Source organism: Devosia sp. 1635 (genome assembly GCF_013185955.1).
GTDB lineage: Bacteria > Pseudomonadota > Alphaproteobacteria > Rhizobiales > Devosiaceae > Devosia.
On record NZ_JABAOM010000002.1, the window covers coordinates 1,122,120 to 1,141,637 of the forward strand.

17 protein-coding genes are annotated in these 19,518 nt (G+C 61.2%); 10 read left to right on the forward strand and 7 right to left on the reverse strand.

Going from position 1 to position 19,518, the window contains the following annotated elements; translation table 11 throughout:
- Window positions 1–6: 6 nt before the first annotated feature.
- A complete protein-coding gene (locus HRU92_RS12205) occupies window positions 7–288 on the forward strand; it encodes a DUF2160 domain-containing protein (protein ID WP_127751903.1) in 282 nt (93 codons plus the stop codon).
- A gap of 78 nt (window positions 289–366) precedes the next feature.
- Window positions 367–2,112, forward strand: coding sequence for an ABC transporter substrate-binding protein (locus HRU92_RS12210; RefSeq protein ID WP_172124671.1), 1,746 nt, complete (start codon window positions 367–369; stop codon window positions 2,110–2,112).
- 302 nt (window positions 2,113–2,414) lie between these two features.
- Here the strand turns inward: HRU92_RS12210 and HRU92_RS12215 are convergent, their stop codons facing one another.
- On the reverse strand, window positions 2,415–3,191 hold the full coding sequence (locus HRU92_RS12215) for an MFS transporter (protein ID WP_173088214.1): 777 nt from the start codon (window positions 3,189–3,191) through the stop codon (window positions 2,415–2,417).
- Between the two features lie 205 nt (window positions 3,192–3,396).
- On the opposite strand from HRU92_RS12215, the gene HRU92_RS12220 reads away from it, so the two are divergent.
- The 4 genes from HRU92_RS12220 (at window position 3,397) to HRU92_RS12235 (ending at window position 9,240) form a co-directional block, all read left to right on the forward strand.
- Window positions 3,397–3,975 carry an alkylhydroperoxidase gene (locus HRU92_RS12220; RefSeq protein WP_172125158.1) on the forward strand — a complete coding sequence of 193 codons (579 nt, stop codon included), beginning with the start codon at window positions 3,397–3,399 and terminating at the stop codon, window positions 3,973–3,975.
- A 335-nt stretch (window positions 3,976–4,310) separates the two neighbouring features.
- On the forward strand, window positions 4,311–5,378 hold the full coding sequence (locus tag HRU92_RS12225; protein WP_173088216.1) for an HlyD family efflux transporter periplasmic adaptor subunit: 1,068 nt from the start codon (window positions 4,311–4,313) through the stop codon (window positions 5,376–5,378).
- A complete protein-coding gene (gene rbbA / locus HRU92_RS12230; RefSeq protein WP_172124677.1) occupies window positions 5,375–8,134 on the forward strand; it encodes a ribosome-associated ATPase/putative transporter RbbA in 2,760 nt (919 codons plus the stop codon). Before HRU92_RS12225 ends, rbbA begins: the two co-directional genes overlap by 4 nt.
- Window positions 8,131–9,240 carry an ABC transporter permease gene (locus HRU92_RS12235; protein ID WP_172124679.1) on the forward strand — a complete coding sequence of 370 codons (1,110 nt, stop codon included), beginning with the start codon at window positions 8,131–8,133 and terminating at the stop codon, window positions 9,238–9,240. The genes rbbA and HRU92_RS12235 overlap by 4 nt, the downstream gene beginning before the upstream one ends.
- 201 nt (window positions 9,241–9,441) lie before the next feature.
- Here HRU92_RS12235 and HRU92_RS12240 read toward each other — a convergent pair whose 3' ends face one another.
- Window positions 9,442–10,305, reverse strand: coding sequence for an NAD(P)H-binding protein (locus tag HRU92_RS12240; RefSeq protein WP_173088218.1), 864 nt, complete (start codon window positions 10,303–10,305; stop codon window positions 9,442–9,444).
- 113 nt (window positions 10,306–10,418) lie between these two features.
- On the opposite strand from HRU92_RS12240, the gene HRU92_RS12245 reads away from it, so the two are divergent.
- The gene (locus HRU92_RS12245; RefSeq protein ID WP_172124683.1) at window positions 10,419–11,354 is read left to right on the forward strand and encodes a LysR family transcriptional regulator; all 936 of its coding nucleotides are present in this window, start codon (window positions 10,419–10,421) and stop codon (window positions 11,352–11,354) included.
- A 128-nt stretch (window positions 11,355–11,482) separates the two neighbouring features.
- Here the strand turns inward: HRU92_RS12245 and HRU92_RS12250 are convergent, their stop codons facing one another.
- The 4 genes from HRU92_RS12250 to HRU92_RS12265 all read right to left on the reverse strand — a co-directional run bounded on the left by HRU92_RS12250 (window position 11,483) and on the right by HRU92_RS12265 (window position 15,749).
- Window positions 11,483–12,928 carry an amidohydrolase family protein gene (locus tag HRU92_RS12250; RefSeq protein WP_172124685.1) on the reverse strand — a complete coding sequence of 482 codons (1,446 nt, stop codon included), beginning with the start codon at window positions 12,926–12,928 and terminating at the stop codon, window positions 11,483–11,485.
- Between the two features lie 68 nt (window positions 12,929–12,996).
- The gene (locus HRU92_RS12255; RefSeq protein WP_172124687.1) at window positions 12,997–14,025 is read right to left on the reverse strand and encodes an ABC transporter substrate-binding protein; all 1,029 of its coding nucleotides are present in this window, start codon (window positions 14,023–14,025) and stop codon (window positions 12,997–12,999) included.
- A gap of 36 nt (window positions 14,026–14,061) precedes the next feature.
- Entirely contained in the window at window positions 14,062–14,832 is a 771-nt protein-coding gene (locus HRU92_RS12260) for an ABC transporter permease (protein WP_172124689.1), read from the reverse strand.
- The gene (locus HRU92_RS12265; RefSeq protein WP_349236869.1) at window positions 14,829–15,749 is read right to left on the reverse strand and encodes an ABC transporter ATP-binding protein; all 921 of its coding nucleotides are present in this window, start codon (window positions 15,747–15,749) and stop codon (window positions 14,829–14,831) included. Before HRU92_RS12265 ends, HRU92_RS12260 begins: the two co-directional genes overlap by 4 nt.
- Window positions 15,750–15,952: 203 nt before the next feature.
- On the opposite strand from HRU92_RS12265, the gene HRU92_RS12270 reads away from it, so the two are divergent.
- Window positions 15,953–16,723, forward strand: a complete 771-nt coding sequence (locus HRU92_RS12270; protein WP_172124691.1) for a GntR family transcriptional regulator — start codon at window positions 15,953–15,955, stop codon at window positions 16,721–16,723.
- 18 nt (window positions 16,724–16,741) lie between these two features.
- Here the strand turns inward: HRU92_RS12270 and HRU92_RS12275 are convergent, their stop codons facing one another.
- Entirely contained in the window at window positions 16,742–17,173 is a 432-nt protein-coding gene (locus HRU92_RS12275; RefSeq protein WP_173088220.1) for a nuclear transport factor 2 family protein, read from the reverse strand.
- 115 nt (window positions 17,174–17,288) lie between these two features.
- Here HRU92_RS12275 and HRU92_RS12280 point away from each other — a divergent pair, with 115 nt between their 5' ends.
- Entirely contained in the window at window positions 17,289–18,530 is a 1,242-nt protein-coding gene (locus HRU92_RS12280; RefSeq protein WP_172124695.1) for an amidohydrolase family protein, read from the forward strand.
- Window positions 18,531–18,618: 88 nt separating this feature from the next.
- The coding region (locus HRU92_RS12285; protein WP_173088222.1) for a gamma-glutamyltransferase at window positions 18,619–19,518 on the forward strand (900 nt) is incomplete at its 3' end.

Consider the following 19,518-nt stretch of genomic DNA (forward strand, 5'->3'; position numbering starts at 1 on the left):
AGTGCGATGGACTTTTCCTGGATGGCATGGACCTGGCCGACAGCCGCTTTCTTCGGGATGATCGCGATGCTGCTGATCGGCACGGGGATCTGGGAGTGGCGTGTTCCGGGCGGCAGTCCGAGGGTCGGCCTCCTGCGCTTTGAAACGACGCGTGGCGATCGCCTGTTCATATCGCTGCTCGGCAGCGCCTTTATCAATCTTGCATGGCTGGGGCTGCTCGGGCCCGAGTTGTGGTGGAGTCTCGCCCTATCGGTGGCCTACGCAGTGTGCGTATTCCGCTTTGTCTAGGGAGAGTTCAGGCCGGAGATAACAGCCAAAAGATGCTGGTCTGCGGCGTCGCATAGCAATCCAAGGGAGGATGAACGAATGCGCAGGCATTTACTGAAATCAACGGTGGCGGTGATGGCGCTGATCGTGGCCAGCCCCGCCTGGGCGCAAAGCATGGACGAAGGGATCAAGTTCCTCGATGCCGAAATTGCCGACATGTCCACGCTGAGCCGGGAGGAGCAGGAAGCCGAGCTCAAATGGTTCATGGATGCGGCGGCGCCGTTTGCGGGCATGGACATCAAGGTGGTGTCCGAAACCATCACGACCCATGAATATGAATCCAAGGTCTTGGCGCCAGCCTTCACGGCGCTCACCGGTGTCCGGGTGACGCATGACCTTATCGGCGAGGGCGACGTCGTCGAGAAGCTGCAAACGCAAATGCAGTCGGGCGAGAACATCTACGACGCCTATGTCAACGATTCCGACCTGATCGGCACGCACTGGCGCTACAAGCAGGCACGCAGCCTGACCGACTGGATGGCAGGAGATGGCGCCTCCGTCACCAATCCAAACCTGCATCTGGACGATTTCATCGGGATCGACTTCACGACAGCCCCGGATGGCGAGCTCTACCAACTGCCCGACCAGCAGTTCGCCAATCTTTACTGGTTCCGCTACGACTGGTTCAACGATCCGGCCATCCAGGCCGAGTTCAAGGATAAATATGGCTACGATCTAGGCGTGCCGGTCAATTGGAGCGCCTATGAAGACATCGCCGAGTTCTTCACCGGCCGTGACATGGGCGAAGGCCCGATCTTCGGCCACATGGACTACGGCAAGAAGGACCCTTCGCTGGGCTGGCGCTTCACCGACGCCTGGCTGTCCATGGCCGGCAACGGCGACAAGGGCATTCCCAACGGGCTGCCGGTCGATGAATGGGGCATCAAGGTCGACGAGAACTCGCGCCCAGTCGGCTCCTGCGTGGCGCGCGGTGGCGACACCAACGGACCGGCCTCGGTTTATGCCATTACCAAATATCTGGAATGGCTCAAGGCCTATGCGCCCCCTGAAGCACAGGGCATGACCTTCTCGGAGTCCGGACCGGTGCCGAGCCAGGGCAAAATCGCCCAGCAGATGTTCATGTACACCACGTTCACCGCTGACCTGGTCAAAGACGGCCTGCCGGTGATGAACGAGGATGGGACACCAAAATGGCGCTTTGCCCCCTCCCCACATGGCGTTTACTGGAAGGACGGCATGAAGCTGGGCTACCAGGACGTGGGCTCATGGACCATCCTAGAGTCAACTCCGATGGATCGCGCCCAGGCGGCATGGCTTTATGCGCAGTTCGTGTCGTCGCAAACCGTGGACGTCAAGAAATCGCATGTCGGTCTGACCTTTGTGCGTGAATCCACCATCCGGCACGAAAGCTTCACCGAACGCGCACCTAAGCTAGGGGGCCTCGTGGAGTTCTACCGCTCGCCGGCGCGCGTGCAGTGGTCGCCCACGGGCACCAACGTGCCTGACTATCCTAAGCTCGCACAGCTGTGGTGGCAGGCGATCGGAGATGCGTCCTCGGGGGCCAAGTCACCCCAAGAAGCCATGGACAGCCTTTGCGCCGAACAGGAACGCGTGATGGAGCGCCTGGAGCGTGCGGGCGTGCAGGGCGATATCGGACCCGCACTGACCCAGGAGCATGACCTGGCCTATTGGAACGCCGATGCCGTCCAGAAGGGCAATCTCGCCCCGCAGCTGGCGATCGAAAACGAAAAGGAAGAGCCGATAACCGTCAATTACGACGAGCTGGTCAAGAGCTGGGCCGACGCTAGCGCCGCATCTAATTAGATAGAAAAAGAGGCGGGATCCAAGATGCCGTCTCTTCATCACTGGTGAAGGGCCCGCTCAACAACTGGGCCCTAACGGTGCACTCTTTCCCGGCATATGAGATTTAGCAGCGTCCAAAGTCAGAAGTGTCCGCTTTTTAGAACGTGGGAAACCCAAGCCAAAGGCACAGAAGGGGTCGGTTGTAACCAGTCTTAGATCGGTTGGCATCGCGCTCTGCCAAGGTCTCCACACTGGGATTGAGCACGACTATCAGGGAGCAAGGTCAGCGAGCGCTGTTGTGACGCGAATAAAATCGTCACGTATCAGGATATCTTGATAGACGGTGGCAAATCCTGCCTCGATGAATCGGCGCACGGCGTCCATGGCAATGTCTTGCCGGAGGTGGAGTTGCAAGATGGCTTCGCTATCGAGCTCCGGCCCCATAACAGCACCATGGTGCCCGAAATGTCCACGCGCTTGGGTTCGGCGGGCTCATCGGCGCTCGGCGCCAGGCGCCCTTCATCGATCCGGACAAGGCCAAGATGCAGCAGAGCCAGCACGGTTGTAACCAGTGCCAGGCTAATCACGCCAAGCATGCCGGTATAGGCCACGAGAAATCCCGAGATCACCGAGGTGGTCAGAAAACCGATGCCCGAGACCATGCCAACCAAGCCGTTGGCCTTGTCGCGTTCGCTTTCCGCAATGAGGATCGTCACGAGGGTGGTCAGAGCGATGGAGCGGATATTGCCAGCAATGACGCCCAGCATCACCAGCAATACGAAGCCCCAGAGATAGGGACCATAGGGATCGGCAAAAGCGCCCTCGGGTTCCAGCAGAAGGATCACGAGGCTCGCCAGATAGAAAGCCGCCGAAACGGCGCTCGAGCCCATCATGGCAGTTTTCTTGGCGTTATGATCAACGATCGACCCAAACCAGAACCCAAGGGCAGCTGTGAGGACCAGGTAGACGCCTGCAATCATCCCGGTCGCGAACACCGACTCGGTTTCGATGAAGGTCCAGAACGTTATGGCAAACCAGACTGTGAAGTTGGTGACGTTGGCCACAAGGTTGTTGGCCAGAATTTGGTGAAACGCCTTCATCGATCGGCCTCGTTGCTGCGGCTACACCTAAGCCGGCGGTCAGTGTGCATTGTAGCTGTATTCCGGACAGCTGACGCGGTGCGTCAGCAGCCGGCATCCTACGACGAACAGCTGAGGCAACTTTCGACAACCCCTGTGCCACATCTTCCCAGGAGAACTCATCCACGAGAGAATGCAGCAGCATACAATGGCCAAGGAGGAGACCATGTTTATACGCACTGTGGAGCCGGACGAGGCTGAGGGGGAAGTCGCCTCGATCTATGCGAACGAAATCGCGTCGACGGGACGCGTCATGCAGGCAACCCAATGCTGGTCGGCCAGACCCGACATCCTGGCACCGGTTGAGCATTTGCTGCACCAGATCCGGGACGGGTTCTCTCTGGGGTTGATCAATTTTCGCCTGATCACGCTCATAACCGCCAAGCACGTGCCCTCGAGCTATTGCTCTCACGTCTATTTCAAGGCCCTGTCGGCCATGATCGGGCGCGAGCAGACGCTAGCGGTGCATCGCGACTACCGAAACGCCGGGCTGACAGACCAACAAGTCGCTATGCTGGGCTATGCCGAGCAGATCACGATCGATGCTTCGCGCATAACCCAAGGGGATATCGACGCGCTGCGCGCCGTCGGTTTTAGCGACCTCAACATCGCCGACATCGCCGTGGCCGCCTCGTTCCGGAACTTCGTAAGCCGTTACTTCGACGCTGTGGGGGCCAAAATCGAGCCAGACTTTCTGGACGGCGATCTCAACGTTCGAAACGAGTTGTCGGTGGGCGGCCACTGACCGAGACGGCTTCGCGCCCCGCTCCGGACGTTCAACCTATCCCGTCAAGATCCTAAGAGCCGCCATTCCTGGCTCCGCGGATTGTTGCTCTTGCAGCCCGCTTTGACTGAAAAAGAAACGAAGTGCGTAGCTCACAGAAGATTCTGCAGCCGCAGGAGGGCCCGCTTTCTAAGCCGGCACGTCGCTCGCATGTGCGACCGAAACACCCTCAATAGCTCGATAAATCGTTAAATCGGACTGCACCCCTTTCGGATATCTCTCCCGGGGAAAAGCCGAACTTGAAGAACTTAGAGTTGCGCAAGAACTCAGTCACTCCGTGATTTTAAGGGGGCGCGATGGCCAAGATCCGATCTTGGTGGGCACTGGCCTTGGTGGTCGTCGTCCTGGGTGCAGTGGGGTTTCTGGCCTGGCAAAGACTATCCGCCGAAGACGAGTTACAAGGCATCGCCTCGGGCAACGGACGTATCGAGGCGACCGAGATCGATATCTCGGCGCTGTCGGCAGGCAGGATAGACCGCATCGAGGCGGAGGAAGGCGAGTTCGTGCACCAGGGCGATGTCCTGGTGCAGATGGACCTGATGCAGCTCGAGGCCCGCAAGCACCAGGCTGAGGCAGAGCTGCGCCGTGCAACGATTGGCGTGGAAACGGCAAACAACCTTGTCACCCAGGCCGAGGCCGAGCAACGGGCGGCGGCTGCTGCCATCGAGCAGGCCGAGGCAGCGCGGGCAGCAGCGGCAGCGCGGCTAGCACGTACGGAGGCGCTGGCCGGAAAGGACGTCGCAACGCAACAGTCGCTGGACGATGCGACTGCCCAAAACCAGCAGGCCGAGGCCGCCGTCGCCTCGGCCGAGGCGGCGCTGGCGGCCAGCGAGGCCAAGATCAACACCGCCCGCGCCCAGGTCGTGGACGCAGAAGCCGCGGTCGAGGCGGCACAGGCTGCCCTTGAAGCGGTGCAGGTCTCCATCGATGACGCCACCTTAGAGTCCCCGCGCGACGGCCGGGTTCAATATCGCATCGCGCAAGATGGAGAGGTGGTTGGAGCTGGCAGCCGCATCCTTAATCTCGTCGATCTCGAGGATGTCTACATGACCTTCTTTCTTCCAACTGCCGTGGCAGGGCAGCTGGATGTCGGGGCTGAAGCCCGGCTGGTTCTGGATGCTGCACCCGAATATGTCATTCCTGCCCGCATCTCCTATGTCGCCGATGTCGCGCAGTTCACCCCCAAGACCATCGAGACAGCCGATGAGCGCGAAAAGCTGATGTTCCGCGTGCGCGCCCAGGTTGATCCGGCGTGGCTTGAAAAATACAGCAACTTTGTCAAGACCGGCATGCCCGGCACGGCCTATGTCCGCATTGATCCCAATGTCGAGTGGCCACAGTCCTTGGACAACCTGCTCCAATGAGCGCCCCGCAACGACACGCAGAGCCGGTCGTTGCCGTCGCCGACGTGTCGCACAGTTTTGGCAAGACCATTGCCCTCGATCAGGTGACGCTGGACATACCTCGGGGCCGAATGGTCGGCCTGATCGGTCCCGACGGCGTTGGCAAGTCCACGTTGCTCTCGCTCATCGGCGGGGCGCGGACCATCCAGCAAGGAAAGGTCATCTGTTTTGGCGGCGACATGGCCGATGCCCGGCACCGTCGCCTAACCTGTCCGCAAATCGCTTACATGCCGCAGGGGCTTGGAAAGAACCTTTATCCGGCATTGTCGGTTAGCGAGAACCTGGATTTCTTCGGCCGGCTGTTCGGGCATGAACTGGCCGAGCGTGAGCGGCGCATCACTGCATTGCTGGCGGCGACAGACATGTCCCCCTTCCGCGACCGTCCGGCGGGCAAGCTTTCGGGGGGAATGAAGCAGAAGCTGGGTCTCTGCTGCGCGCTGATCCACGACCCCGATCTGCTGATCCTAGACGAGCCCACGACGGGGGTCGACCCGCTGTCGCGCCGCCAGTTCTGGGAGTTGATCAACCGCATCCGCCGGGAGCGCCCGACCATGGGCGTTATCGTGGCGACCGCCTACCTCGAGGAAGCCGAGAGCTTTGACTGGCTTATAGCCATGGACGCGGGGCGCATCCTGGCCAAGGGAACTCCTGGCGAACTGCTGGCAAGCACCGGGACCAACAACCTGGACGCTGCCTTCGTCGCGCTGCTGCCCCCAAGCAAGAGCGCGGTCCACGAGCCGGTGGCAATCGCTCCGCGCCTGCCCAGCCCGGAAATCGCCATCGAGGCGCAGCACCTGACCAAGCGCTTCGGCGACTTCACCGCCGTGGACGATGTCAGCTTCAGCATCGGCAAAGGCGAGATCTTCGGCTTTCTGGGATCCAATGGCTGCGGCAAGACCACTACCATGAAGCTGCTGACCGGACTTCTCGAACCTTCGCAAGGCAGCGCCGAGCTTTTCGGCGAGAAGCTGGACTCCGGGGACATGGCTGTCCGCCGCCGGGTCGGCTATATGAGCCAGTCCTTCTCGCTATACTCAGAACTGACGGTTCGGCAGAACCTTATTCTGCACGCCCGCCTGTTCGACCTCGCAGCGGACACAATCCCGCAAAGGGTTGAGACAGTGCTCGACCGGTTCGGCCTCAGGGAAGAGGCCGAAGATCTTCCCGGCGATCTTCCCCTCGGGATCCGGCAGCGGCTGTCGCTCGCTGTAGCGATGATGCATGGGCCCGAACTCCTGATACTCGATGAACCGACCTCTGGCGTCGACCCGATCGCCCGAGACGGCTTTTGGCGCATGCTGGGCAGGCTCTCGCGCGAGGATGGGGTCACGATCTTCGTATCTACCCACTTCATGAACGAAGCGGAGCTTTGCGACCGCATTTCGCTGATGCACGCCGGACGCGTCTTGGTCAGCGATACGGCGGACGCGATCAAGCAGAGCAAAGGGGCCAGCACGCTGGACGAGGCTTTCATAGCCTATCTGCAGGAGGCCATGGGTCCACAACTGGATGAAGGAGCCAAGGCGGAAGATGCCGCGTTGACCTTGTCACCCGGCGAGGCCTCCCTTGCCCCCGGTTCGAAGTCGCCCGGCTTCAGCCTGCGGCGGCTGTTCAGCTATTCATGGATCGAGGCGTTGCAACTGCGACGCGATCCCATTCGCCTGACCATGGCGGCGATCGGGAGTGTGATCCTGATGTTTGTGATCGGCTATGGCATCAACATGGATGTCAAGGACCTGAACTTTGCGGTCCTCGACCGCGACCAGACCAGCGTCAGCCGCGACTATATCCTCGACATCGCCGGGTCGCCCTATTTCAACCAAACCGAGCCGCTGACCAGTTATGAGGACCTCGATGCCCGGACGAAGACGGGCAACCTGAGCCTCGCCATCGAGATCCCGCCCGGCTTTGCACGCGATCTAGCCCGTGGCCGTCCGGTCGAGATCGGAGCCTGGATCGACGGGGCCAATCCAAGCCGCGCCCAAACGGTGCAGGGCTATGTGCAGGGGATCCACGCAGACTGGCTGACGCGACAGGCCCGCACTTTGTACGGCGATGCAGCCGTGCAGGGCGATTTCGCGATCGAGGCACGCTTCCGCTACAATCCTAATGTCGCCAGTATCGTCGCCATCGTTCCGGCCGTCATTCCACTACTGCTGCTGGTCATCCCGGCCATCCTGACCACCCTCAGTGTCGTGCGGGAAAAGGAACTTGGCTCCATCATCAATTTCTACGTCACTCCTGTAACTAGGGTCGAGTTCCTGATGGGGAAGCAGCTTCCCTATGTGATCCTGGCCATGCTGAACTTTCTCGCCCTGACGGCTTTGGCCATGCTGGCGATGGGCGTGCCCTTTACCGGCAGCTTTCTTGCGTTCTCGCTGGCTGCCTTGCTGTATGTCATCGCCGCGACAGGGATCGGGCTGCTGACCTCGACCTTCCTGCGCAGCCAGGTGGCGGCGCTGTTTGCGACCGCGCTGATCACGATCATCCCGGCCGCCCAGTATTCGGGCATGATCAACCCGGTATCGTCCCTGCAGGGTGCGGGCCGGATCATCGGCGAAATCTTTCCGACGACCTGGTTCATCATCGTTTCGCGCGGCGTCTTTGCCAAGGGGCTGGGGCTGGACGATCTCGGAATGTCGCTTGTCGCCCTGGCAGCCGCAGTGCCGGTGATCCTGGGATTGAGCGTCCTTTTGCTACGGAAACAGGACAGATGAGGCTGAGCAACGTTTGGAACCTGGGTGTCAAGGAGTTGCAGGGGCTGTGGCGCGATCCCGCGCTGCTGCTGCTGATCGGCTATGCCTTCTCGCTCTCCATCTATACAGCCGGCCGCGCTTCCCCGGACAATCTGTCGAATGCCACTATCGGCATTGTTGACGAGGACCGCTCGACACTTTCCGATCGCATCGCCACCGCATTCATGCCCCCCCACTTCGTGCCGGAGCAGATCACCACGTCCGAGATGGACAGCCGTATGGACCAGGGCCGCGACACCTTTACGCTCGACATCCCTCCCGATTTCGAACGCGATCTGCTGGCAGGTCATGCGCCCGCGATCCAGTTGAACATCGATGCCACCCGAATGAGCCAGGCCTTTACAGGCAGCGGCTATATCCAGCAGATCCTCAACGCGGAAGTCGCGGAATTCCTGGCGGGTTACCGCGCGCCGAGCTCCGTGCCGGTGGCACTGGAGCTGCGGTCGCGTTACAATCCCAAGCTTGATCCAGGCTGGTTCGGGGCCATTTCCAGCGTGATCACCTCGATCACCATGCTGTCCCTCATCCTGACGGGAGCCGCCCTGATCCGCGAAAAGGAGCATGGCACCGTCGAGCATCTGCTCGTCATGCCCGTGACGGCGGCCGAGATCATGCTGTCCAAGATCTGGTCGATGGGACTGGTTGTGCTTTTGGCATCGGCCTTTGCGATCATCGTCGTGGTGCAGATGCTGCTGCAGGTGCCGGTGGCGGGCTCGTTGCCCCTGTTTATCCTTGCCTCGGTGCTGATGCTCTTTGCCATGACCTCGATGGGCATCTTCCTTGCCACGCTCGCCGGCTCGATGCCGCAGTTCGGCCTGCTGATCATGCTGGTGCTGCTGCCGCTGCAAATCCTGTCGGGCGCCATGACCCCGCGTGAAAGCATGCCCCGGATCATCCAGGACATCATGCTCCTAGCACCCAACACGCATTTCGTAATACTCTCGCAAGGCATCCTGTTCCGCGGCGCTGGCCTGGACGTGGTCTGGCCCAATCTGTTGGGGCTTGCGCTCATTGGAGCCGGACTATTCGCCCTTGCATTGCGTCAGTTCCGCCGCTTCTTGACGTGACCCGCGCCCAGCCGCTTTCAGACAAACTTGACAGTGCGCTATATCTTAAATGCGCTCATTTGCCGTCGGGCTGAAAGGCGCCCCCATTCGGACGCTCCACTTGTCAGATCAAAATCCGAAAAGCTGACGTTCTAGTCAGCCTCCGGAACGCGTCCCACGCCACCTGAGGCGAGAGTGGGCGCAAGCTGACGTTTGGCGCGTTCAGCCCTCGTTCGTTGCCCATAGCCCCACAACGTCTCGCATTGTGACCGGCCACCGGTCTAGAGCGAGCGCGAGTGCCGGCTCAACGGACGCAAATTCTCCGGCGCGACTGGCGACGAAAATGCCCAGGAGAAACTCGGCCTGTTCTCTAGGCATTCCGTAGGCCACCATCATCGCTAGATACTCCTCATCGCTGACGGTGATACGGGTTATTGTCCGCCCCGAGACCTCGGAGGCGATTGCCGCAAGGTCCGCCAGATCCAGCGCCTCGCTGCCGGTCAATGCTGGCGTCACGCCGGTCATCGCCAAGTCGCCCGTCAAGGTGAGAGCCGCCGCTTCGGCCAAATCCGCATGCGTCGTCCAGGAGACCGGACCGTCGGAGGGGGCGAGTATTTTCCCGCTTTCCAAGGCGCCGCGCATAAACATCAGCGCGGCGGCTGCATAGAAGCCATTGCGCAACGAGGTAAAGGCAGTTCCAGCCTCCATCAGCATCTGCTCGGTTGCCGCATGGTCGCGCATTGATGCGAAATGGGACTGCGGGTTGGCACCCATATGACTGGTATAGACGATCCGCTCCACTCCGGCGGCCTTCGCGGCCCGGATTGCGTTGGCATGCTGGCGCAGGGCTTCGGCCCCATGCCGGGCGCTGGATACCAGCAGCAGGGTGGCGGCTCCTTCAAAGCTTCGCGCCAACCCGGCGTCGTTGTAGTCACCCTGCCGGACCTGCACGCCGCGCTTGACCCAGGGGGCGCCTTTGTCGGGGCTGCGGACGCTGACGCCGATTGCGCCTGCCGGCAGGCGGCTGAGCAGGTTCTCGACAATTCCCTTGCCGAGCAGGCCGGTGGCACCGGTTACAATAATCACGCGTGTTCTCCTAAAGGCTATCATCCGTGGCATCTCGTGCGACGCCATTTCCCCGGTTGTGACTGTTCTTCTTTCACGTGATAACCGTGGCAAATTCGAATGGGGCGTTCTCCATGAAGAACAACGTGTCGGCCGATGACCTGCGCATCTTTCTGGCGGTGGTTCAGGAACGCGGCTTCCGTGCCGCGGCCAAACGCCTTGACGTCGCGCCCTCCAGGGTCAGTACGACAATCACGCGGATCGAGGCCGATATGGGAGTGCCGCTCCTCTTGCGCTCCACGCGGAGCGTCCAGCCGACTGAGCATGGCCGTAGGCTAGCCACCCAAATAGGGCCGCTTCTCACTGGCATCGATGCTGCCATCGCCGAGGTGGCGAGCGCCACCGACAAAATCCGCGGACGGCTGAAGCTCAATGTCCCCGGCGCAGTTATTCCCGATATCCTGCCCCAGATATTGTCGAAGTTTCAGGACAGGCATCCCGAAGTCGATGTGGAACTTGTCGTCGAGAACGACCTGATCGATATCATCGCTGCCGGATGCGATGCCGGCATCCGCTACGGCTCGCATTTGGCCAAAGACATGATTTCCGTCCCGATCGGCCCGAGGGTGCAACAAGTGGCCTTGGCGGCGGCCCCATCCTATCTCGCCCGGTATGGTCATCCCGCGAGCCCGACCGACCTGACGCATCATCGAGCGATCCTTTACCGGTTGCCAAGCGGGACGCTGCTGCCATGGCGGTTGCAACAGGGCGATGAGACCGTGACCGTGGAGGCGACGGCGGGGCTGGTGATCAGCGTCAACGCGCTCGACGGTGGGCTCAGCTATGCCCGGAAGGGCATGGGTATCATCGGCGCCTTCCGCAACTGGTGCGCAGATGACTTTCGTTCAGGCACACTCGTTCCGATCCTGGAAAACTGGTGGGCCAAGCTCGACGGTCCACGCCTGTACTATCCAAGCCGATTTGCTGCTGCACCACTGCGCGCCTTCATCGAAGTCAGCCGCAGTGACTTGCACGAGCAGCAAAAAATGTCAGCTTCTGAAAAGACCTAAGACGGGACAACATGACCCGGGTGGGATCGGTGATGGCCTGGCAGCAGCGCGCCCCACGCTCGCCGTTCCGAAGATCTGCGCCGCTTCTCAAAAGCGGACATCGTGATGGTGACGGTCGCGCGCCGTGGTCAGCAGCAGCCAGACAGATCGTGAAACCAGTGCTCGATTTCAGCTCCGATGGTCGGCCAAGCCGATCGGAGGCCCTCAACTCGTTGCGTTTCGCTGCGGTAGCGGGCACGGAGTTCGTTATGCACGGCATCGAGATCAATGCCGAGAAGGCCGCCTGCCTTGACGATGGTACGGCCGGCGACAATCACCTCCATAATGTGATTTGCGTCTGCCCTCGCGAACAGCAGGTCAATGGGGTTAACATCCATGATGCGGTCGCGATCGAGTTGGTCGTAATCGATGACAACAAGGTCAGCGGCAGCGCCTAGGGCGATCCGGCCCGTCCCGGGCGCGCCCGTGGCAGCTCGACCATGCGCGATGCTTTGCGCCAGAAATGCCGGGCGATGCCATGTCTGCTTGAAGCCGCTTCCGCCATGCAGGGCATTGGCGAGCCGGGTCTCGCGGACCATGTCGTCATCTTCGTCGAACGCCAATCCATCCATGCCAACGGCTATCCGGCAGCCGCGGGCATAGGCATCTGCAATTGGGCCGATACCGGAGCGCAAGTGCATGTTGGAGCTTGAATTGGTGACAATGGTCGCTCCGGCCTCGGCAATCAGGTCAAGTTCGTCCGGTCGGGCATGAATGCAATGGGCGAGCGCCAGCCGGGGAGAGAGGAGGCCGATCTCCTTGAGGTAGGTCACGATGCCCTGCGGAAAATTGCGGTCCGCCCATTCGCGTTGATAGATGGTCTCAAGAAGATGCATATGGACGCGGCGACCCGTCTCGGCGGATCGCGCGGCAATCGCTTCGAGCAGGCCGGGCGAACACCACTGAACTGCTGCGGGGCCGAATTGCACGTCAACCATCGGCCCTTCAATGGCTTGGGCAATTGCTTCGGTGGTTTCGATCAAGGCCGTGATCGGTGCTGACGGCTGGCAATAGATTTGCCTGACCAACGCTGCGGTCTCAGGGGACAGGCGGGCGAGAATATGGGCTTCATCGCCATAAACCAGCGGATTGCGGTCGCGCAGGGCCGGGGCATAAGCGATGCGCACACCGATATCGGCAGCGGCGCGCGCGACTTCGCGAGCTTCATCGACCGGGGATAATCGTCCGCTGGGCCGCGTATAATGGACCATGACCGAAGCGCAGCCGGATCGGGCGGCGCGCGCCAGGGGCGCCAGGGCGGCGAGATAGGCGTCGGGCGGCGTGGCGAGCATGGATCGAGGCAGCCAGGTCTCAAGCGGCATGAAGGCTGCACCAAAGGACGACATGGCCAAGGGCCGGGCGTGGTCGTGTCCATTGGCGAAGGCGGGCAGGACCAGTGTACGGCCAGCACCGGCCCGAGACGCTTGGCCCGGCAATAGTCTCGAGATGATCTCACCATGCAGTTCTATCGCCACGTCGCTGTCGACGCCAATTGCCGGATCGATGAAGGCGTAGGTGGCTTGAATTGACGGCATGGCGGTCGCCCCGGATGGATCGGCGAGGATTGCCCCGGAACAACGACGGCTCCGGGGGTAAAGGCGCTTTACTGTGCCACGTAGACGAGTTCGCGATCTGGGCGCGGGGGAAGAAATTCACGCGAGAAAACCTGGCTCGTTTCCGGTGTACTGGCGAGACCATAGCCTTCAACGACGATGTCGATCGAGCGCGCCAAACGTTCGTCATCAACATCGCCGAGACCGATTTCCGCAGCTTCCTCGGAAGCCATAAGCCTTGCATAGGCAAAGTTCAGCCGCATACGCTCCACCTCTTCATTGACGAGGTTGTCGTAGTTCATGACGGCCTGCATTGCCGTGTCCTGATCCACGCCGATCTCGATGGATGCCCGGTTCACCGCGCGCACCAGACCGGCGACCGCTTCGGGGTTTTCCTTGATAAGCTGCTGGGAAACCATCATGCCGTTGGAATAAAGATCCATCCCGTAGTCACCGAACTGCCAGAAGTCGAAATCCTTCTCGGGGTCCTGGCGGTTGTTGATCAGGTTGAAGTAGCTGGTGATATTAAAGACCAGGGCGCCGTCGATCTCGCCGCGGATCAGCATGGGTTCCTGCAGGTTGGGCGCCATGTTCGAAACGGCGATGGCGTCGACATCGAGATCGTTGGTGCGGGCAAAAACCGGCAGGAGGCGGGTCGTTGGTGTGCCCTGCGCGCCGCCGAGGGTGCGGCCTTCGAAGTCCTTGATCGAGGTGATGCCGCTGCTCTTTTTGGTGACTACAGCGAATGGAGGCTGGTTCCACATCATGTAGACCATCACCGGAACCTCGTTGGGACGCTCCGCCGCGTTCTGGATGATGGCATTGATGTCACCAAAGCCGGCGTCATAAGCGCCACCCATGATGCGGGTCACCGTCGCCCCGGAGCCCTCACCCTTGTCGATTACGACATTAAGGCCTTCTTCCTCGAAGTACCCCTTGTCCTTGGCGACGAAGAAGGCGGCGTCCGAGCCCTGAGTGACCCAGCCGAGGGTAAAGCGGATATCGGTGAGCTCCTGCGCGAAGGCTGACGAGGTGGTCAGAGCGAGAAAGCCGAGGCCCGCAATCAGTAGACGTTTCATTCAAGTTCTCCTTATGCGTGGGACGAGGTGAATGGATCAGGTCGGAATTTCCCGCTTGCGGGTCGCCCAGCCGGTGACCCGACCCTCGATCAGCGAGAAGATGGCGTAGAGAGCGACCCCGAGCGCCGCGAGAATGAACAGGCCCGCAAAGACGAGCGGCACGTCGAAATTGGATGAGGCTGTCATCATGACGTTGCCGATGCCACGGTTCGAGGCGACGGTTTCGGACAGCACGGTGCCAACGAACGCGTAGGTGACGGCCACCTTCAGCGACGCGAAAAAGAACGGCATGGTGCGCGGGAGCCCGACATTCCAGAGAATATCGAGCTTGCTAGCCCCAAGGGCCTTGAGCACATCTTCCTGTTCCGGCTCGGTGGTCGCCAGACCAGTCGCGATGTTGACGACAATGGGGAAGAAGCAGATCACGATGGCGGTGAGGATTGCCGGCACGGTGCCCGAGCCAAACCAGAGCACGAAGATCGGCACCACGGCGACTTTGGGGATCGATGAAAAGCCGATGAGCAGCGGATAGGCCGTGTCATAGGCAGTGCGCGAGACCCCGACCGCCGCGCCGATCAGAACGCCGATCGCGACCCCCAGCCCGAAGCCGATCAAGGTTGTGACTAGTGTCTGCACGACATGCGGCCAGAGCACATTCATCCGCGAGAACAGGGTGGCAAATACCTGTGAGGGTCGCGGCAGGATGAGGTCTGAAATTCCAAGCGCAAGGCAGAGCACTTCCCAAAGCACGAAGAACCCGACGATGACGGCGGCCGCGGCGAGCCGGCGCCGGAGAGTATAGCTCATGTGCGGGACTCCTCGCCGGGGCGGGCACTGCCGCGCGCGTCGACGATGAGGCCGCGCAAGCGTTGGTTAAGATCGACAAAGTCAGACTCGAAGGTCATTTCGATTGTGCGGGGGCGTGCGAAAGTGACGGCGCTGTCATCAAGAATGCGGCCGGGACGAGCGCTCATGACGCAGATGCGCTCGGCAAGAAAACCGGCTTCCTTGAGATCATGGGTGACCAGAAGCACCGTGGGGCGCAGTTTGATCCAAAGATCCTGCAAGGTCCCCCAGAGTTCCTCCCGGGTGAACTGATCCAGGGCCCCGAAGGGTTCATCGAGGAGGAGCAGGCGCGGCTCGTGAACCAGCGCGCGGCACAGATTTGCCCGCTGCAGCATGCCGCCCGAGAGCTGCCAGGGAAAATGATTGGCGAAGCCCTTCAACCCCACCTCATCGAGAAGCGCATGGACGCGATCGCGATACCCGGTCTTCTTTTTGGCGTGAAACTCCTGCCGGAACGGCCGCACTATCTTGAGCGGCATCATCACGTTCTTTTCGATGGTCAGCCATGGCAGCATGGTCGGGTTTTGGAAGGCCATCCCGATACGCAGTGCCTTGGCGGCGACTTCGCGTCCGCCGACGATCACGGCGCCGGTGGTTGGATTGATCAGGCCCGCAGCAAGCTTGAGTATTGTCGACTTACCGCATCCCGACGGGCCTACGAGGGCAAGGAACTCGCCATCGGCAACTTTCAGCGAGGTTTCCGACAGGGCCGGAACCTGGTTGTTGCCCCGCCCGAAGGTCACTGTCGCCTGCGACAGCTCGACGGCGGGGGAAATCACGCGCGGTGGGGGAGCCACCTCGGCTCTCGCCTCTGAAGAAAGGGGTGACGTCACTTGCATACTCATCATAACCAAACCTGTATGCAATTGCGGTGCCACTTGGCCGTCCTGCAGCGCTGCCCCAGAGTCCCGCTGTCGCAGGGAAGTCCTGCCGACCTGAATTGATCATTTAGGGAACAATCAGAAGAATCTGCGTACTATTTAGGCATCTCGGATTCAGAATGAGCGGAGAGGGGCGCCAGCGGGTCGGTGATTGCTTGTGGATGCTGACGCCGCTATCACCGGCGCACCAAGGGAGCGGGATGACTGTGTCCAGGACCACGAAGACTAGTGCACTCGACAACGACGGCTCTAGGGGCGAAGACAAGGCGGGGACGATCCGCCGGGCGATCCGCGGTGCCATTGTCGAGCGCGCGTTACGCCCCGGTGACCGACTCCCCGAGGATACCTTGGGCGAGCGCTTCGGTGTCAGCCGCACCATTGCGCGTCATGCGCTCGGTCAATTGGCCTCGGAAGGCCTAGTCGATCTGCGCCGCAACCGGATTGCCGTAGTCGCGACGCCGTCAATGGAAGAGGCGCGCGACACGTTCGAGGTCCGCATCGAACTGGAACGGCTTGTCGTCAAGGCGCTGGCAGGCCGGCTGGACAAGAGCCAGATTGCTTTGCTGCGTGAGCACGTCAAGGCGGAACAATCAGCAAGGGGCGGAAGCGAAGCGGCCTCGATCCGCCTGGCCACCGAGTTCCACGTGTTGCTGGCGGAGATGACCGGCAAGTCCATCCTCACCCGCTATGTCAACGAAGTCTCATACCGCTGTGCATTGACGCTGTCGGCTTTCAGCCGCCCGCACTCTGCGGACTGCGCCGTCAATGAGCATAGTCAGATCATCGAGGCGCTCGCCGCCGGGAGCGCGGAGGACGCCATGAAACTGATGAGCAGTCATCTTGAGGAAGTCGCCGAACGCGCGCTTCTGGTAGCGCCCGAGGCGCGCGCACGCGACCTGATGGATATTCTTGCGCCCTATGCCGAGCAAGTGGCGTTAGCGCCCGATCGGGGGCCATCGGGCAGGCGCTGACCCAGCTCGGCCGTCACATCAACGCCGCGAAACCGAAGGGTCGAGGATCCATTCGGCACTATCGTTCCACACATCCATCTTGACGATCTTACCGTTGCGCACGACGAAGCGATCAACGTAGCGATTGTCCTTAAACGGCGTGCCGTCAGGCCATTCGCCATACAGCGTGCCGATACTGTAGCCGACCGTCTCCCCGGCTGAGCGAGCGACATCGAACCGCTGCATGCTCTTTTTCACCCATTTGTACCGCGCAGCATTGAAGCCCGTCGGGCCCCGCGGGTGATCGTAGTCTCGGCCGCCCGTAAAGGTGACGACGAAATCGGGCCCCACGAATTCGGCTGCCGCATCGGGATCTGGGATCATGGAGGCATCTAGATATTGCCGCACGATCTCGGCGTCCTGGTCAACTAGACGAGCCGGGATGTTGTGTGAGGATAGGGTTGCAGCCATCGATCTGTCCTTCCATCGAGCAGTGGCATTCGCGCACTGGACCTTGCCAAAGTGAATGCAATAATGCTTCAGAAGTGTATGCGACTGACGCGCCGCTGCAAGGGAGTTCTTGCCTATGATCGATCTGATTGTCCGCAAAGCATGTCTGCGCGGTCGCGAGGGCGTCTGGGACATGGCGATCGGAAGCGGGCGCATCCAGGCCATCGAGCGCGAGATCACTGCCGATGCGCCCGTCGAAGATGTGGGGCGCTGCATTGTGCTCCCTGGCTTTTGCGACAGCCATGTTCATCTCGACAAGGCGTGCCTGCTGGATCGCTGCGGGCATGATCATGCAACGCTGGGCGAAGCCATCGCCGCTGTTTCAGCGCTCAAACAAGGCATGAGCGTCGAGGACGTTTACGACAGGGGCGCCCGATGCCTCGAGCGGGCTATTGTCCAGGGCACGAGCTATATGCGCACGCATGTGGAGATCGACCCCAAGATCGGTCTACGTTCGTTTGAAGCTATCCGGCAGCTCAAGCGCGAGTATGCCTGGGCGATCGATCTTTCAATCTGCGTGTTCCCCCAGGAAGGGCTGTTCAATAATCTCGGGACGGAGGCGTTGCTGGTCGAGGCGCTGGAAAATGGCGCGGATTTGGTCGGAGGCTGCCCCTATACCGACACGCAGCCCGAAGCTCATATAGGCCGCGTCTTCGACCTCGCCGAGCGCTTCGAGGTCGATATCGATTTTCATCTCGATTTCGATCTGGACCCAAGCTGGACGCACCTCGACACGGTCCTGCACGAAACCGAAAAGCGGCGCCTCGGGGGAAGAGTTGCTGTTGGCCATGCCACCAAGCTTTCGGCGCTCACGCCCGAAACCCTCGCCGCTGTCACGACGAGGCTGGTCTCCGCCGGGGTCGCCGTAACCTCGCTGCCTGCCACCGACCTCTTCCTGACCGGCCGAGATCGCGCTCAAGACGTGCCCCGCGGCGTTGCGCCGGTTCATCGATTGGCAAGTGCGGGGGTGTGCTGCTCGATCGCGACCAACAATGTGCTCAATCCCTTCACACCCTTTGGCGATTTCTCACTGCTGCGCATGGCCAATCTCTACGCCAATGTGTGTCATGCCGGTCCGCTGGAATTCGACACGGTGCTCGACCTCGTGACCCAAAGCGCGGCGCGGCTTCTCCGGCTGGACGGGTACGGCATCGAGGCGGGTGCATTCGCTGATCTAGTGGTGCTCGATGCGTCCAATCAGGTGGAAGCGCTAGGCGGGATTGCCCCGCCGCTTTTTGCGCTGAAGCGCGGCCAGAAGACCTTTTCGCGCCCCCGCCCAGTGCTGCTGCCGCCGCAGCACACTGCTGCCAGCCTATGAGCCAAGCAATGCCTAAATGGACTGGACCCTTCATCCTTGCCGTTGCCCTCTCGGCGGCGGCCGTCCGCATGCTCTGGAGTTTTCCTTGATGCCCGGCATGATTGTCAGCCCCCACCCGCTCGCGACCAAGGCCGGTGAGGATGTTCTCGCCAGGGGCGGTAACGCCATCGAAGCGGCCATCGCCGTCAATGCGGTAATGGCTGTGGTGTACCCTCATTTCTGCGGCATCGGCGGCGATGCGGTGTGGCTGGTATCCGATGGTCAGGGCGCGCAAACGACCTTTCTGGGGATCGGGCAGGCGATAAACCGTGGGGACGCGAGGGCCCCCATGCCCGTAAGAGGCGCGCGTTCGGTTCTGACAACGGCTGCGGTGGTCGATAGTTGGGCGCATGTGCTTGGGCATTGGCCCGCACGCCATTCTTTGGGTGACCTTATCGAGCCGGCCATAAAGATCGCTGCGGACGGGTTTGAGGTCTCGGCGTCCCAGCGATACTGGCTTGCACTACGCACCAAGGAAACGGCGAACTGGCCGGGCTTTGATGCGCTGTTCCGGCAAGAAGGCTGGTGTGTGCAAACCGAGCTGGCGCGCACGCTCGAGCAGATCGCCAGGCAAGGCGCCCGGGTGTTTTACGAAGGGGAACTGGGTGACAGGATCGTCCGCGGCCTCAAGGCGGCGGGGGTCCCGATCGACCATGCCGATCTTGCCGCGACGCAGACGCGCAACGCCGCCCCTGTTGCTATCGACTACCGGGGGTTGCAGCTCCTTGCGCCGCCAGCGCCCACACAGGGTCTGACGACACTGGGCATCATGGGCATTCTCTCCCATTTTGATTTCTCGTCCATTGCCGAGGACAGCGCCGAGCATGTTCACCTGGTGGTGGAGGCGGTCAAACATGCCTTTCTCGATCGCCACATGATCGCCGATCCAGATAGCTGCGATGTCGATTTCGGTGCCATGCTCGATCCGGCGCGACTTCGCGCCAAGGCG

Excerpts from the sequence above, each read along its gene's own strand:
- HRU92_RS12225 (WP_173088216.1), top strand. The coding sequence starts at position 4,311 with ATGGCCAAGATCCGATCTTGGTGGGCACTGGCCTTGGTGGTCGTCGTC.
- HRU92_RS12220 (WP_172125158.1), top strand. The coding sequence starts at position 3,397 with ATGTTTATACGCACTGTGGAGCCGGACGAGGCTGAGGGGGAAGTCGCC.
- HRU92_RS12260 (WP_172124689.1), bottom strand. The coding sequence starts at position 14,832 with ATGAGCTATACTCTCCGGCGCCGGCTCGCCGCGGCCGCCGTCATCGTC.
- HRU92_RS12275 (WP_173088220.1), bottom strand. The coding sequence starts at position 17,173 with ATGGCTGCAACCCTATCCTCACACAACATCCCGGCTCGTCTAGTTGAC.
- HRU92_RS12270 (WP_172124691.1), top strand. The coding sequence starts at position 15,953 with ATGACTGTGTCCAGGACCACGAAGACTAGTGCACTCGACAACGACGGC.
- HRU92_RS12245 (WP_172124683.1), top strand. The coding sequence starts at position 10,419 with ATGAAGAACAACGTGTCGGCCGATGACCTGCGCATCTTTCTGGCGGTG.
- rbbA (WP_172124677.1), top strand. The coding sequence starts at position 5,375 with ATGAGCGCCCCGCAACGACACGCAGAGCCGGTCGTTGCCGTCGCCGAC.
- HRU92_RS12215 (WP_173088214.1), bottom strand. The coding sequence starts at position 3,191 with ATGAAGGCGTTTCACCAAATTCTGGCCAACAACCTTGTGGCCAACGTC.
- HRU92_RS12210 (WP_172124671.1), top strand. The coding sequence starts at position 367 with ATGCGCAGGCATTTACTGAAATCAACGGTGGCGGTGATGGCGCTGATC.
- HRU92_RS12255 (WP_172124687.1), bottom strand. The coding sequence starts at position 14,025 with ATGAAACGTCTACTGATTGCGGGCCTCGGCTTTCTCGCTCTGACCACC.
- HRU92_RS12235 (WP_172124679.1), top strand. The coding sequence starts at position 8,131 with ATGAGGCTGAGCAACGTTTGGAACCTGGGTGTCAAGGAGTTGCAGGGG.
- HRU92_RS12205 (WP_127751903.1), top strand. The coding sequence starts at position 7 with ATGGACTTTTCCTGGATGGCATGGACCTGGCCGACAGCCGCTTTCTTC.
- HRU92_RS12250 (WP_172124685.1), bottom strand. The coding sequence starts at position 12,928 with ATGCCGTCAATTCAAGCCACCTACGCCTTCATCGATCCGGCAATTGGC.
- HRU92_RS12280 (WP_172124695.1), top strand. The coding sequence starts at position 17,289 with ATGATCGATCTGATTGTCCGCAAAGCATGTCTGCGCGGTCGCGAGGGC.